This window comes from Oceanobacillus manasiensis (genome assembly GCF_000724085.1).
Lineage (GTDB): Bacteria > Bacillota > Bacilli > Bacillales > Amphibacillaceae > Oceanobacillus_B > Oceanobacillus_B manasiensis.
In genome coordinates this window covers 613054-627110 of record NZ_CCDL010000001.1, presented here as the reverse complement: position 1 = coordinate 627110, position 14057 = coordinate 613054, and the positions used below count along the sequence as shown (strand labels likewise).

Here is a 14057-nt window from a genome sequence, read left to right as displayed (position 1 = left end):
TATTATAAAAAAATGGCATACGTCGTTTCGTATGCCATTAGCTTTATTAATACCCTTTATTATAATCAACTAGGTTCTTAGAAGGTTTTTCTCCTTCAAGGTAGTTCTTAAGATTTGGAATGAATACATCCCTTACAACACGCTCTGTATAATGTTCCGTTGACCCTGCAGTATGTGGGGTAACAATCACGTTTTCCATTTCCCAAAGTGGGCTATCTTCTGGTAACGGTTCTGTCGCGAACACGTCTAATCCTGCACCAGCAATTTCACCAGATTGAAGTGCGTCAATCAACTCATCTTCTTGCACAATTGGACCTCTACCAATATTAATTAAGATAGAACTGTTCTTCATTTGTTTGAATTGCTCTGTTCCAAATAAATTTGTTGTTTCTTCCGTTAATGGCAGTGTAATGACTACAATATCACAGTGTGGTAGAACTTCCGATAATTGATCAGGTGTGTACATCTCATCCACAAAATCGGTACTTTTACCAGAATGGCGTACACCTAGCACTTTCATTCCAAAAGCCTTCGCTATTTTTGCTGTTTCCAGACCAATGGCACCAACACCGAGCACCCCAATTGTTTTTTCATGAATTTCCGATTTTAGATCTGCATGTTCCCATTGCTTTTGCTGTTGTTGGCGGACATATGTATGAATTTTGCGTGTAAGCCCAAGCATTAAAGCAAAAATAGTTTCAGAGATTGGATAGGCATGCACACCATTCGCACTCGTAAGGGATATGTTACGCTTACTTAGTTGTTCAAGTGGCAAGTTGTTTACACCAGCACTCCAAGTCTGAATCCATTTTAATTGGTTGTTTTGCTCCAAAACCGTATGCTCAATCGCTTTTTTCCAGTGGAGAATGGCCTCTGCATCTTTTAAATCTTCTTGCAGTTCATCCGTATCTTTCCCTGAAACAACTTCCCAGTCGGGAGCTGCTTCTTTAATTTCATCCATGTAATGTCTCTCAAGGTCAAGATTTACTACCATTTTTCGTTTTGACATAAGAACCCTCTCCTTTGAATACTGTCTCTATTACCTTATACCCTAAAATTTCTAGAGCTAGGCTTCTATATCCTGTAACATTCCTTCAATCAGTTGAGGTTCTCGTTTAATGGCTTCTTCAGGAAAAATAAATGTCCATGGCATACTACTTCTCGCCTCTAACTCTAAATTAGAATAGGAAAAAGTATGGCTGGCAACAAGCTCCCCTTCTTCTACGTACTTTAATGGCAAATGGGTGAAGGACATAGCTTCATCACTAAAGTTTTGGACAATTACCGTTATTAGCAGTTCTCCGCGATAGTTTCGCGCCTGCCAAAAAGGAATATACTTTATGGGTGTTGCTTCTTCATTAGCCTGTTCAAATGTTATTTCTATCTGTTTCCTGTCACCAAGTGAAATCGTCTTATCCCAAGCCTGCTCCCAAACTAATCGTTGCATGGTCTCATCCCTTTCTTTCTATTGGTAGATTACGGTATCAGTCCATATATTTCGTAATTAACTCATAAGACCTTTCTTTCGTTAGCTGTGCTTGTGTGCTTATATATTGCATGGTTTCCATTGAGCCACCTTCATATTTGGCTGCCTCTTCTTCTGCTTTTGCATCTCTAATTTTTACCCATTCCCGCTGCTCTTTTCTCAAGCTTTCCATTTCTTTCTCCGGAAGCTGCTTTTCCAATTCAGCATATACTTCGTTTAATGCATCATCCCACATATTAAAGCTTTTCCCAGCAAATTCAGTTAGTTCTCGCTGTGTAGAGCCTATTTCTTGTTCCTCAGCCGCCAATTCTTCTTCTAGATCGACAAGCTTGTTTCGATAGGTTGTTTTCATATCAGGAGAATTGGGTTTCTCCTCTTCTGCTACTTCGCTTTCCTCATCCTGTTCTTCCGTTGCTGTTGTCTCACTTTCTTCATCCATACTGCTCTCAGACTCAGCATTCTTATCCGTTTCCTCGGCTGTAGTGTCTTTATCATTCACATTATCTGTGTCTTTTGCACTCTCGTCATCATTGTTTCCGCATGCTGCTAATAGCAAAATTAGCACCCCGGCTAAAAGTAATTTCTTCATATTCTAATCATCTCTCTCTTTTTTCTTAATGCTACCTTTTTATAGTATCCCATGATAGACATTACTTGTCATTTCAAAAACTTCATTTCTCTCTACGAATAATCTGAGCAAAAACAACCAAGTTAAGTCTGGGAGGTGCTATTTATGGGGAAAGATCGCCAAGAAAAGAAGTTGAAGGCAAGCGGCCGTGTGGAATCCGATCGTGATACCGGGTTACGCTATACCGGCTCAACCAAAATGTCTAGTCCAGAAGAAGCCAGAAGATTAAACGACGGCCATAAGTAAACCGATGTACGAGGGTCCTCACAAAGTGGTGGCCCTCATTTCCCTTGAAATCCTTTTACTCCAACGCATAGCTTTTGCTTTAATACAAATGCTAACTGGAAAGAGGAGGGTCGATTTGAACCATATAAAACCCATTGCAATAAAGGTAATTGCCGCACTTGTTTTACTATTTGTCGTATTAGGGCTTGTCTATGAGATGCCTTTTGGTGATGTTTTGTTCATAACCTTAACCTTAGGCGTTGTATCATACTTGATTGGAGACCTATTCATTCTTCCCCGAACCAATAACACAGTAGCTTCTATCTCTGACTTTGTTCTCGCTTTCGCTCTTATATTTATGATGAGTGAAGGATTAGAGCCTACTGGGGAATGGATGGTGCCTGCTCTAATTTCTTCCATAGGCGTGGCTGCATTTGAAGCTTTCTTCCATAAGTATGTGAGCAGGCAGTTGGAGAACGACTCTTCGACTTCCAATGTAACAGGGAGCATGAACTTAGGTACAGAGGTATCTGAAGAGCTTGATCCAAAGGATAATTATGATAAGTAAAATTTCAAGTTAACTTGAAGAGTTTTGTTCGATATCTTTCCCTCTAGGAGGTGTTACAATTGAATAAAGACCACCAAGATAAACATGCAAAAGCAACAAGCCGCACGAAATCTGGACGTGACACAGTCATGCAAAAGACAGATACAACAAAGTTCTCTAGCCCAGAAGAAGCAAGCATTCAAAACAAGACAAGAAAGTAACGAGTAACGGTCCCTATATAAGGGGCCGCTTTTCTTTGTTCCTGCAATGTAATGTTACCAGTCTTCTCTACATAGTATTAACTGATGTACAAGCTATTGGGGAGGGTTAGAAATGGGACATTTTTTTAGTTATATTTTATTAGGAATTGCTTTATCCGCTCCCGTTGGACCAATAAATGCGGCTCAATTGAATAGAGGAATTCACCACGGTTTTTTCCACGCCTGGCTGGTTGGGCTTGGAGCAATGCTGGGTGATCTAGTCTTTATGCTTCTCATTTACTTTGGACTGGCTAGCTTTCTAACGACCCCCCTTATGAAAACCTTCCTTTGGTCATTTGGCTTTTTCATTCTGGTTTATACTGGGATAGAAAGCATTGCAAAAGCCAAAAAGCAGATAGAGGGAACGAATCCTACTAAGAACTCTACGAAAAAGAAATCATTTGGCACAGGCTTTTTTATGGCCATATCTAATCCCCTTAACATCGTATTTTGGCTTGGTATTTACGGAGCAGTTTTGGCAAAGACAAGTGAAACCATAGGTAGCATACAAATCCTTCTCTACAGTAGTGGAATCTTTATCGGGATTATCATGTGGGATGTCTTAATGGCGGGATTGGCTAGTGCATTTCGCACCATACTGACAGATCGTCTTCTTTACTTCATTACCGTAACAGCAGGTGTTAGCTTAATTGGGTTTGGATTATATTTTGGATATGAAGCCATGTTACTCTTACAAAAGCTTTAAAAGAAATGGTATATAAGACAGTCACGCCTTGGGCTCTCCCTTCATAATGTATGGTACAAAGAAGGGAGACTGTACGATGGACACCATATTAGACAAAGAGTGGCTGGAAAGGAGTTTGGAGAAGCTTCCACATTGGCAACAGAATGCCTACACCTCTTTTTCCTCCATGCTCACAGATAACAATGCATATCCTTGTGTTCCTGCAAGAATTGGCTTTCTTTCTAACGAGTTGCGATTTCGTTTTCTTGGTGACCCTCGTATACCAGAAACGGCAGAACAGCTCGCTTCAACGCTAAAGGCCTATGGTGGCATTTCGCACGAAACAGGAAAGTACGCTTCTCTAGGAGTATTTTTTTATACACCAGATGATATGGCTACTACATACCGTGTCGAGGATTATCGGGGTGTGTTTTGGACCTTAATGAACAGCGTAACAGCCATTGACGAGACAGAATGGCCTTCAAACATTCCTGAAGACCCTCACCATCCTAACTGGGAGTTCTGCTTTAACGGGGAGCCGTATTTCGCTTTTTGTGCAACACCTGCCCACAAAGTGCGAAAAAGCCGTTATCAGCCCTGCTTTTTCATAGCCTTTCAACCTCGTTGGGTTTTTAAAGACATTAATGGGAGCACTCCCTTCGGTCAAAAAATCAAAAAAGCCATACGCCAGCGATTAGCAACGTATGACAATATCCCAATCCATCCTGACTTGAAATGGTATGGAGATACCAGCAACCATGAATGGAAGCAATATTTCTTAAGTGACGACGAGACAGGTTCAACTAAATGCCCGTTCACTAGAATGAAAAACAAGCTCTCCAGTATTTTAAAATAGGGCAACTATTTTCTTCTTAGTGGCAAAGTCATACAGCGTATACCGCCTCCAGCTTTCTCTAGCTCTGTGACTTCCACTTCGATATATTTTTTACGTGCCAATTTTGGATGTTTTTTGAGCATTTGTTTATGGGCTTGTTTACTAAGCAGAATGGTTTCTGGGTCTAGATTAAAATAATTAATGTCTGGCACTGAATTGTATTCCTCTAGCCAGTACACCTCAAAACCGTGTCGCTTCAGAAATGCCGGGGCCATCTCATAACGGTCGCCCTTTTCGGTCATGACACGTACCGGAAAATGGCGCATAAATTCTTTTGCTATGACTAAATCTTCATTCGCCACATTACAATTCATATCAAGATGCAATGTATCGCCTCTTCTCGGAAGGCTGATGACCGCAACTTCCGAAAAACCAGCATGAAATATATAATGCTTTATGATCTCAATACTTTCAAAGCTAGTACGTAAACCTGCATTAATAAACACTGCATCCTTATTCAAGACCAATACATCCCCGTTCTCCAACGCCTGAATACCTACCTTTTCTTGAGGGATAAAGGAGGTGTCAAACCAAGACTTGAAGACCCGATGAGCCTGTACATATTCTGGCTGGCGCATGAAAATAGAAGGATGTCCTGGTAGGATGGTATTTCCAAATACACAGGCGAGGTCTCTTACAAAAAACCGATTAAGTAATTTCTCACTGAGTGATTGCTCTTCCTGTGATAATTCATTCGAATAATCCAATACATTGATCCCAGCATCCAAAAAGACACCTTGAAGCTCTAAAAAATTTTCCATTGCCTTTTCGTACTGAACAGGTGCGCTCCATTGCACATCCTCTGCAACCTTAAGTGTCGGTACGTCTGCGATTGATGGTGGACAAACCAGCACCGCCTCTAATTCTCCATGTTCTGACCAGCAATTTGGCTTGATTAATACCACTCGGAAACAATCCCCCTCTTTTTTTCTTATCTTTAACCTTTCCTAGTAGGATTATCCATACATGAAGATGGCTTACAGGGAGAAGATATATAAGAAATATTGATAAATGGGAGGAATCATCATGATGATGCAAAATCAGAACCAACAACCTAATCCAAATGCTGCCATGAATCAAGCGATGTCTAAAAATCACGGTGGCCATGAAATGTTTGACGCCCATGAAGTACTTGCAGGTGTCATTAGCATGCTTGACCAATATCAAATGTATGATCAGCATATACAAGATCCCGAATTAAAAAGCATAGTCCAGCGACAATCCACCTTTGTCACCCAATTGTACAACACAATGGTGAACTGCTTTAAAACAGGACAGGACCCTTCTGTACCAACGCAGCAATATCAGATGACACAGGAAAATGAAGTGGTATACGGGATAAAGCCAGGGCAACCAAAGAAGCCGAACAGCTCTGTCAGCCAGCTTTCCGATCAAGGCCTTTCCGCATACATGCTCGGAAACACAAAATCATTAACGTCCCTGCTTGCCATGACTGCTCTTGAAATCACGAATCCCGTTTTACGTCGTGTTGTAGCTGATAGTGTTCCGAATTTTATTGAGCTCAGCTATGAAATCTTCCTGTATCAGAACAAGCATGGCTACTATCAGGTTCCACAACTAATGGAGCAAGACATGCAACAAATGCTTAACAGCTATGCTACTGTTCCGCAGCAGGGTAATACTGTACACTAGAACACATTTTAAAGATAATAGAAGCCGGCTGATTACTCGAATTTACTTGTCGAGTAACGCCGGCTTTTTCATTGGTGATTCATTTTGGTGTTTCTATTCACTCTTGGACGCTCTCTTGTCACTTTGGCCCGTTCTCTTGTCAGCTTGGCTTGCTCTCTTTTCTCTTTGCCTCGTTCTCTTGTCACTTTGCTTCGCTCTCGATTCACTATCTGGAGCTTTCACTATTTTGAAATGTTAACTTCCCTTATACGAGGCACCTCTTTTTCAGACCCTTTAATAAGGAAGCCGATTCCTAATAGAAGCAAGCTGACGCCTATCCAAGAGATGAAGCTTAGCTCCTCTCCAACAAAGAAGACACCTAAGAACGCTGCCGTCAATGGTTCAGCAAGCGATAATGTAACTGCTGTAGAAGATGGAATATGGACGAGCCCTTTTGCAAACAGAAAATAGGCCAAGGCTGTCGCAATTAATCCTAGGTGAAGGCTAGCCGCAGCTCCGCTCAACTCTGTCACCCATGTCATATCATAAATAAATAACAGAGGAGAAAGAATGATAGCACTAAGGGTAAACACAACCGCAACTACGGAGATGGAGGAGAAATCCCTTACTAATTCCTTACTGACAAGCGTATAGATTGCGAAGGAAAGCCCTGCACCAAGTGCTAATAAAATGCCAAGTGGGTCTACATACACAGATGACTGGTTTAAGAAAAGCAACAGGCAGCCGAGAATAGCTAAAAATGTAGATATCCACCAAACCTTCACTGGACGCCGCTTCCAAACCAACCATTCCAGTAGCCCAGATAAAATGGGGGCACTACCTATCGCGATTACTGTCCCAATTGCCACGCCTGTCATGGTGACTGCAGTAAAAAATAACGGCTGATAGGCAGCCATGCTGATCGCAGCAAAAATAGTTGGCTTAAGTGGCCAGCTTTTGAGATCTAATTTCCCCATTAGTAACACGATAATCGTTAGTGCAATACCTCCCACTGCTAAACGGGCAGTACCCACTGCTACAGGATGCGCGCCCTCTGGCACAAGGGTTTGCACCGTCCCCGTTGTCCCCCAGAGCATTGCTGCAAATAAAACAAACCCAACTGCTAATTTCCCCTTCAATTTAATCCCTCCTCTTGTAACGTCGTTCTCCTTTCTAAAGCCATTCATGCTCTGATGACACACAAAAAAGAACCTTTGTCACTAGCATAGATAATCGACTGAATGTTATCTATACCAAAATAAAGGTTCTTTTTAGCCATTATTCATATCTTCTATAGTTTTGTGGGGAAGTTCCTACTTTCATTGTAAACCAGCGCGTGAAGGAGGAAGAATTCTCAAAACCAATTTCCTCGCTAATCCGAGTAATCGTCTGGGTTGTGCCCCGCAATTGGCGCTTTGCTTCATTCAGCCTTAATTCAGCAATATACGCCTTGGGAGTTTTTCCCGTCTTTTCTTTAAACCAACTCGAATAATACACTGGATGATAATGTTCCATTGCCGCTAAGTCCTCAATCTGAATACTTTCCCTAAAATGTCGGTGAATGTAATCAATAGAAGGAGCTGTCGCACGGCGAAGCTTCTGTCCCACATATTTAACCAGCTCTGGCAATCCTGTAGAAATATTGCTAGGCTCCTTAGCCTCCTCCAGTAATAAAGATCGGATAGCCGACCACTTGGAATCTAACTCTGACAAGGTTATCTCTGTTTCCACAGGTAAATAGGAGGTAGGAATATCTAAGATAAGAAACTCGTTTCTGTCCCGCGAACGGTAGCTGTGCGTATAATAAGGCGGTACATAAAAACAATGATCTGTGCCTAGATGAATTTCCTGTCTATCTGTCGCAATGTCCAACGTTCCTTGTAGTGGAAAAAGGAACTGGCCAAAAGCATGTGCATGGGAATCCAGCTTTTTAGAATAGCTCCTTTTTTCACAGATGATCTGGTTATCGCTCACCATTCGCTCCCCTCCCCGATAAATACTTACATTAAGTATAATGTGTGTTTGGATGAGGAGAAAGCGTTTTGCTAAAAAACGAGCATAAAAAGCTACAATCGTTCATGCTCCTCTAATCAACTGCTTACACCTGCAAAATCTCCCGTATATCGTCATCCGTTAGAGAAGCAACTTGCTTTTCTTTCGGATCAATGACTGCTTCAATCAGCTGTTTCTTTCGCTCCTGTAGCTCATTCATTTTCTCCTCAATCGTACCTCGTGCAACGAGTTTAATTACCTGCACAGCATTTTGCTGCCCAATCCGGTGAGCACGATCGGCTGCCTGTTGTTCTACGGCAGGATTCCACCAGCTATCATATAAGATAACGGTATCCGCTCCTGTAAGGTTAAGACCCGTCCCGCCAGCTTTCAAGGAAATGAGAAACATATCGCGTTCCCCCTCATTGAATCGGTCGCATCTATCCAGACGATCCTCTGATGGTGTTTGACCATCCAAATAAAAATAAGGGATGCCTTCTTGACTTAGCTCTTTTCCTATAATGGATAGCATTTGCGTAAATTGGGAGAAGATAAGCACCCTTCTGCCCGCAAGACGGGACTCCTCTAACAGCCGCTTTAATTGCTCCAGCTTAGCAGACTTCCCTTTATAGCCAGTTACAAATAAAGCGGGATGACAGCAAATTTGGCGTAAACGTGTTAATCCTGCAAGTATTTTTATCTTGTTTTTTCTTAATGTATCTTTGTCCAGGTGCTTTAAAGTGTCTTGGCGCAGCTTAGCTAAGTAAGCTGCATAAAGCTTTTTCTGATCTTCTAGCAACTCCACGGATTCTTCTTCCTCCGTTTTCCGAGGAAGCTCTGCAAGAACATCTTCTTTTACCCTGCGTAGCATAAATGGGCGGATTCTTCTGGCAACCTGCTTTTGCGTAAGGTTACTATATTCTTTCAACCCTTGAAAAAGCTCTGGGAAAACGACATGGAAAATCGCCCATAATTCTTCGAGCGAATTTTCCATCGGTGTTCCGGTTAATGCAAACCGGTAATCTGCTTGAATCTTTTTCACGGCACGTGCTGTTTGGGTAACCGGGTTTTTAAATGCCTGTGCTTCATCAAATAACACCGTATGGAATGCTTGCTTTTCATACCACTGGATATCCTGACGTAATAGTGGATAAGAGCTAATTACAACATCCTTTTCCATAACTTGTCGTCTGTTAGCAATACGTTTCGCTTTGCTTCCGTCCATAATGGCTGCATTTAGTTCCGGTGCAAACTTCTTCAGTTCATGTAACCAGTTGTAGGTAAGCGAAGAAGGACAGACAATTAATGCTGGTTGCTGCTTTTTACGGATTTGCGGCAGCTCTGATAAAAGAAAGGCGATGCTCTGTAACGTTTTACCCAATCCCATCTCATCTGCAAGCACCCCACCAAATTGGTAGCTGGCTAACGTCTTCATCCACCTGTACCCATCCTTCTGGTACTCCCTTAACACGTCTAACAAGCTCTCTGGAATCGAAAACGAGCTAGCTTCAGGATGTGAAATCTGTTCAAGAAAACGCCGAAATGAGTCTTCTTTCGTAAATACATCGTCATCTACCACATCAAGCAGCTGGAGACCCTGAAGCAACGGAACATCTAACCCATTCTCTATCTCGTCATGTTGGTTCGGCACCGCATGTAAAAATCGCTTAATTTCTTCAAACTCCCTTGTTTCTAATGAAAGCAAAGAACCATCCCGCAACCGGTAATACTTTCTTTTTTCCTCTAGTGCTGCTAGCACTTCTCGTATATCTCGTTCAGGAAAACCTTTCATTTCAAACTTAAATTCCAGCCAATTTGTTCGCTCACGGTGGGCCTTCACTCTTATCCTTGGTTTTGCTGGGCTTTTCATTACTCGAGTCCTGACCGCTGTGGTCGCATACACATTAACAAGCTTCTGCAGTTTCGGAAGTAGGTGATGAAGAAAGTTATACTCCAGCTCCTCATTATGTAAAAAGTAGCCACCGTCAGTTTGAGCAAACTGCCCCTCCTCCATCAACTTGAGAATACTTTCTTCCTTTTCGATATCTCGAATGATAATGCCATGGGGTTCTATCTCTTCTTCTAATGGATTAATTGTATTGTTTTCATATTGGAACTCCAAGCTTGCGAGCAAGCGATTTTTCACACGATCTAAATAGAGCTTCGCCATTAACGGGGTTGTAGGCAAATGGTCCGTAACTGTTCCGGCCATATTTACTGTGCCAATTTTATTTAAACTTGGAGCAACTTTGTCTGTGAAAAAGGCTGCTTGATTTTCCGGGATTGGGAGTTGGTTTGTCCCTGCGTTCTCGAGCATCTTCTTTAGCTCAATCAAGTAGGTATAATCCATCCTGTTCAGCTCAATGATATTCCCGGCTACTAGGACAGACTCGTAAGCATGTAAAATCGTCAACTCTTCGAACCCGTTGATAGCAAGCGTATAGTGGCTCCCTTCTGTTTCAGAAAAATTAAATTGCAATGGCAATGGTCCTTTTGACAAACGGACCCCTGTATAGCTTCGTCCGCCATCTTCTATCGTAACCGAAGAAATTCCAAGGAGTTGAGGCAAAAGTCTTTTCCAAGAAGAACCAGGAATGAGTAGTGTTTCCTGCTCCGTTATCTCGTTGTTACCTTCCAAGTACACCTTCTCATCCTGAACAGCTTGGACCAATTGTTGAATAATCGCATCTTCTTCCCTAGCAAAGAAATGCCTTGCTGTATCATATGTAAGGTTTGGAGACACGTCATAGGCTCCACCAAATTTCACTTGTTTTAAAAATTCTCGCACATTCTGCACTTTATCCACACCAAGTTGTAACGTTACTCCCATGAGGGTTTCCCCTGTGTTAATCGTGGTAGGCGTAAGGGTAAAGGTTGCCTTAAGAGGCTTGCGATTCTCAAAATGTCGCTGCTGTCCACTCGTACGAACAGGTTTATTTTCAAACAGGTTTATAAACCCTGTAGCAAGCTCCGCACGATGCCGCTCTCGTAAAGCTAGCAACACTGCTGCAACATGCTGGCAATCCTTTTGGAAAGAGGCAAGAGAGGGACAAGTGCAGGAGGTCTGCAGTTTTTCTCCTTCTGCCTGTTCAATCGTTACATAAAAATTTTCCTTGCCCGCAACAACGGCTTCACAATGAGCTGATGTGACGGTATCCAACATTACTTTCCCTGCATTATAAAAAGCGTCCCCTTTCTTAAAGGAAACTTCTCCGCATCGTTCTGCAATTTTTTTGTTTGTTAGGGTGATTTTCACATCATCTCGCCTGCTTTTCTTCGTATTCCGAACACGTTGGTCTTTTTATTGTATCATACAGGTAGCATAGCAATAAAAGAATAGGTGTTCGCCTCACAAACTAAAATCTTTCCCTTAGGTAAACCGCTTGGTATAATACAAACAAAGGAAAATATTAACAAAAAGGGGACACAAACTTGTCAAAATCAGATGGTTATAGAAAGTTCCAAATAGGATTCCATCTTATTATCGCCCTAATTGCCGCAGCCATTGTGTATTCCTATGCTGTCAACGGCTTTCAATTAGCTTATGTCATCATTGGATCTGTTATTGGTATATCAAGTATTTATCAACTTATAACATTGCTAAGGATGGGTAACAAAAAACAAACTTCTCATTAAAAAACCAACAAAAGGGCCGAGCAATTATTCGAATTTGCTCGGCTTTTTGATGTAGTATAAAATTTTTAAACCATCACCTTACATATATCACGGGTAAACTCCACAGGATCATTGATTGGTAACCCTTCAATTAGTAAAGCCTGGTTGTATAGTAGGTTTGTAAACAAGTTTAATTTGTCTTTATCCTTATCATATGACTGTTTCAGTGACTGGAACACGTCATGGTCGACATTAATCTCCAACACCTTATCTGCTTGAACCTGTTGGTTATCAGGCATCGCGTTAATGACTTTTTCCATTTCTATAGAAATATCACCTTCAGCAGTCAAACATACAGGATGTGATTTTAAGCGTTTGGATGCGCGGACATCTTTTACTTTATCAGCTAATACTTCCTTCATAGCCTGGAAAAGTTCCTTATTTTCTTCTTCTTTTTCTTTTGTTTCTTCATTTTCTTCATCTTCTATTCCCAAGTCACCGCTCGAAACAGACCTAAACTCTTTTTCCTTATAGTTCATCAGCATTTTAATGGCAAATTCATCAATTTCTTCGGTGAAATATAAGATTTCGTAGCCTTTTTCGGCGACCATTTCGGTTTGCGGTAACTTTTCGATACGATCAATGGAGTCCCCGATAGCGTAGTAAATATACTTTTGGTCCTCTGGCATTCTTGATACGTATTCCTCTAACGAAACAAGTTTTTTCTCTTTTGAGGAATGGAATAGCAATAGATCTTGTAATGCTTCCTTATTTGCACCAAAATCGCTATAGACACCAAACTTCAGCTGTTGACCAAACGCCTTAAAGAAACGTTCATATTTCTCACGGTCATCACGCATGAGGCTAACTAATTCCTTTTTAATCTTCTTGTTAATATTCTTTTCAATTAACTTTAATTGGCGGTCATGCTGTAGCATCTCTCTGGAAATGTTCAAGGATAGGTCTTCTGAATCCACCATTCCTTTTACGAAACTAAAGTAGTCTGGCAGTAAATCCCCACACTTGTCCATAATCAGGACACCATTTGAGTAAAGCTCCAAGCCCTTTTCATATTCTCTTGTGTAATAATTATATGGAGCACTTTCCGGGATATATAAAATTGCATTATAACGAATACTTCCGTCTACATTAATGTGAAGATGCTTAAGTGGCTTATCAAAACCATAGTGCTTCTCCTTATAGAAGTTTTCATAATCCTCATCTGTCAACTCACTCTTATTCTTTTTCCAAATAGGTACCATGGAATTAAGTGTTTCTTCTGTGATTACCTCTTCATATTCATCCTCTGTACCTTCTTTAAGCTTGCTTTCTGTTACATCCATTTTAATTGGATAGCGAATAAAGTCAGAGTATTTCTTAACAATTTGGCGTAAACGGTGTTCTTCAAGAAATTCATCATAATTGTCTTCTTCTGTGTTTTCTTTGATCTCTAACACAATTTCTGTACCTGGCTCGTCCTTTTGAACAGATGTTAATTCATAACCATCAGAGCCTTGCGATTGCCATTGGTATGCTTCTTCACTATCAATAGATTTCGTAGTCACTGTCACCCTATCTGCCACCATAAAGGCTGCATAGAAGCCAACACCGAACTGCCCAATAATATCGTGGCCATCTTTTATTTCATTTTCATTCTTAAAGGTAAAGGATCCACTGCGAGCAATTGTGCCTAGATTGGATTCCAACTCTTCTTTTGTCATCCCAATTCCTGTATCAATTACTTTTAGAGTTCGAGTATCTTTATTGGGAATGAGCTTTATGTAGTAATTACCTTGGTCAAATGAAATCTGTTCATCTGTTAAAGCACGATAATAAATTTTATCCATTGCATCACTTGCATTTGAAACCAGTTCTCTTAAGAACACTTCACGCTTGGAGTAAATCGAATTAATTACCATATCCAAGAGCTTTTTCGATTCTGCTTTAAATTCCATCTTTGCCATGTGTATCTCCCCTTTAATTTAATCTTTAGCACTCTCTACACCCGAGTGCTAATCCCTCTATATTTTTAATACCATAATCGATTTTGCATGTCAATTCTATTAGTAGTTCTATCTTACTAAGTGGATGA

The 14057-nt window shown here is 41.0% G+C and carries 15 protein-coding genes; 7 read left to right on the top strand and 8 right to left on the bottom strand.

Annotated elements, in window-relative coordinates; genetic code table 11:
- Window positions 1-46 precede the first annotated feature (46 nt).
- Genes BN985_RS03315 through BN985_RS03305 form a run of 3 tightly spaced genes read right to left on the bottom strand, consistent with a single transcriptional unit; the run spans window position 47 to window position 2075 of the window.
- A complete protein-coding gene (locus BN985_RS03315; protein WP_042221079.1) occupies window positions 47-1009 on the bottom strand; it encodes a D-2-hydroxyacid dehydrogenase in 963 nt (320 codons plus the stop codon).
- Between the two features lie 57 nt (window positions 1010-1066).
- Window positions 1067-1447: an SLAP domain-containing protein gene (locus tag BN985_RS03310; protein ID WP_042221077.1), complete on the bottom strand. Its 381-nt coding sequence runs from the start codon at window positions 1445-1447 to the stop codon at window positions 1067-1069.
- Window positions 1448-1484: 37 nt separating this feature from the next.
- Complete coding sequence (locus BN985_RS03305) at window positions 1485-2075, bottom strand: lysozyme inhibitor LprI family protein (protein WP_052360595.1); 591 nt, start codon at window positions 2073-2075, stop codon at window positions 1485-1487.
- A gap of 144 nt (window positions 2076-2219) precedes the next feature.
- Here BN985_RS03305 and BN985_RS03300 point away from each other — a divergent pair, with 144 nt between their 5' ends.
- The 5 genes from BN985_RS03300 (at window position 2220) to BN985_RS03285 (ending at window position 4687) form a co-directional block, all read left to right on the top strand.
- Window positions 2220-2360, top strand: coding sequence for a YpzI family protein (locus tag BN985_RS03300; RefSeq protein WP_084157441.1), 141 nt, complete (start codon window positions 2220-2222; stop codon window positions 2358-2360).
- A gap of 115 nt (window positions 2361-2475) precedes the next feature.
- On the top strand, window positions 2476-2907 hold the full coding sequence (locus BN985_RS03295) for a YndM family protein (RefSeq protein WP_042221076.1): 432 nt from the start codon (window positions 2476-2478) through the stop codon (window positions 2905-2907).
- Between the two features lie 59 nt (window positions 2908-2966).
- A complete protein-coding gene (locus BN985_RS18930; RefSeq protein ID WP_156960068.1) occupies window positions 2967-3107 on the top strand; it encodes a hypothetical protein in 141 nt (46 codons plus the stop codon).
- A gap of 112 nt (window positions 3108-3219) precedes the next feature.
- Window positions 3220-3852: a LysE family translocator gene (locus BN985_RS03290; protein ID WP_042221075.1), complete on the top strand. Its 633-nt coding sequence runs from the start codon at window positions 3220-3222 to the stop codon at window positions 3850-3852.
- A gap of 76 nt (window positions 3853-3928) precedes the next feature.
- A complete protein-coding gene (locus tag BN985_RS03285) occupies window positions 3929-4687 on the top strand; it encodes a YqcI/YcgG family protein (protein ID WP_042221073.1) in 759 nt (252 codons plus the stop codon).
- Window positions 4688-4692: 5 nt separating this feature from the next.
- Here the strand turns inward: BN985_RS03285 and BN985_RS03280 are convergent, their stop codons facing one another.
- Entirely contained in the window at window positions 4693-5631 is a 939-nt protein-coding gene (locus BN985_RS03280) for an arginine deiminase family protein (RefSeq protein ID WP_042221071.1), read from the bottom strand.
- A gap of 127 nt (window positions 5632-5758) precedes the next feature.
- Here BN985_RS03280 and BN985_RS03275 point away from each other — a divergent pair, with 127 nt between their 5' ends.
- Entirely contained in the window at window positions 5759-6379 is a 621-nt protein-coding gene (locus BN985_RS03275; RefSeq protein WP_042222877.1) for a spore coat protein, read from the top strand.
- A gap of 221 nt (window positions 6380-6600) precedes the next feature.
- Here BN985_RS03275 and BN985_RS03270 read toward each other — a convergent pair whose 3' ends face one another.
- The 3 genes from BN985_RS03270 to BN985_RS03260 all read right to left on the bottom strand — a co-directional run bounded on the left by BN985_RS03270 (window position 6601) and on the right by BN985_RS03260 (window position 11606).
- Window positions 6601-7497, bottom strand: a complete 897-nt coding sequence (locus BN985_RS03270) for an EamA family transporter (protein ID WP_042221070.1) — start codon at window positions 7495-7497, stop codon at window positions 6601-6603.
- Window positions 7498-7636: 139 nt separating this feature from the next.
- Window positions 7637-8335, bottom strand: coding sequence for a helix-turn-helix domain-containing protein (locus tag BN985_RS03265; protein WP_042221068.1), 699 nt, complete (start codon window positions 8333-8335; stop codon window positions 7637-7639).
- A 121-nt stretch (window positions 8336-8456) separates the two neighbouring features.
- The gene (locus BN985_RS03260) at window positions 8457-11606 is read right to left on the bottom strand and encodes a DEAD/DEAH box helicase (protein WP_042221066.1); all 3150 of its coding nucleotides are present in this window, start codon (window positions 11604-11606) and stop codon (window positions 8457-8459) included.
- A gap of 176 nt (window positions 11607-11782) precedes the next feature.
- Here BN985_RS03260 and BN985_RS03255 point away from each other — a divergent pair, with 176 nt between their 5' ends.
- Complete coding sequence (locus tag BN985_RS03255) at window positions 11783-11986, top strand: hypothetical protein (RefSeq protein ID WP_042221064.1); 204 nt, start codon at window positions 11783-11785, stop codon at window positions 11984-11986.
- Between the two features lie 65 nt (window positions 11987-12051).
- On the opposite strand, the gene htpG is transcribed toward BN985_RS03255, so the two are convergent.
- Window positions 12052-13929 carry a molecular chaperone HtpG gene (htpG, locus tag BN985_RS03250; RefSeq protein WP_042221063.1) on the bottom strand — a complete coding sequence of 626 codons (1878 nt, stop codon included), beginning with the start codon at window positions 13927-13929 and terminating at the stop codon, window positions 12052-12054.
- Window positions 13930-14057: the final 128 nt, after the last annotated feature.

Bases quoted from the DNA above. Each gene is read 5' to 3' on its own strand.
- BN985_RS03315 (WP_042221079.1), bottom strand. From the start codon at position 1,009: ATGTCAAAACGAAAAATGGTAGTAAATCTTGACCTTGAGAGACATTAC.
- BN985_RS03310 (WP_042221077.1), bottom strand. From the start codon at position 1,447: ATGCAACGATTAGTTTGGGAGCAGGCTTGGGATAAGACGATTTCACTT.
- BN985_RS03305 (WP_052360595.1), bottom strand. From the start codon at position 2,075: ATGAAGAAATTACTTTTAGCCGGGGTGCTAATTTTGCTATTAGCAGCA.
- BN985_RS03300 (WP_084157441.1), top strand. From the start codon at position 2,220: ATGGGGAAAGATCGCCAAGAAAAGAAGTTGAAGGCAAGCGGCCGTGTG.
- BN985_RS03290 (WP_042221075.1), top strand. From the start codon at position 3,220: ATGGGACATTTTTTTAGTTATATTTTATTAGGAATTGCTTTATCCGCT.
- BN985_RS03285 (WP_042221073.1), top strand. From the start codon at position 3,929: ATGGACACCATATTAGACAAAGAGTGGCTGGAAAGGAGTTTGGAGAAG.
- BN985_RS03275 (WP_042222877.1), top strand. From the start codon at position 5,759: ATGCAAAATCAGAACCAACAACCTAATCCAAATGCTGCCATGAATCAA.
- BN985_RS03265 (WP_042221068.1), bottom strand. From the start codon at position 8,335: ATGGTGAGCGATAACCAGATCATCTGTGAAAAAAGGAGCTATTCTAAA.
- htpG (WP_042221063.1), bottom strand. From the start codon at position 13,929: ATGGCAAAGATGGAATTTAAAGCAGAATCGAAAAAGCTCTTGGATATG.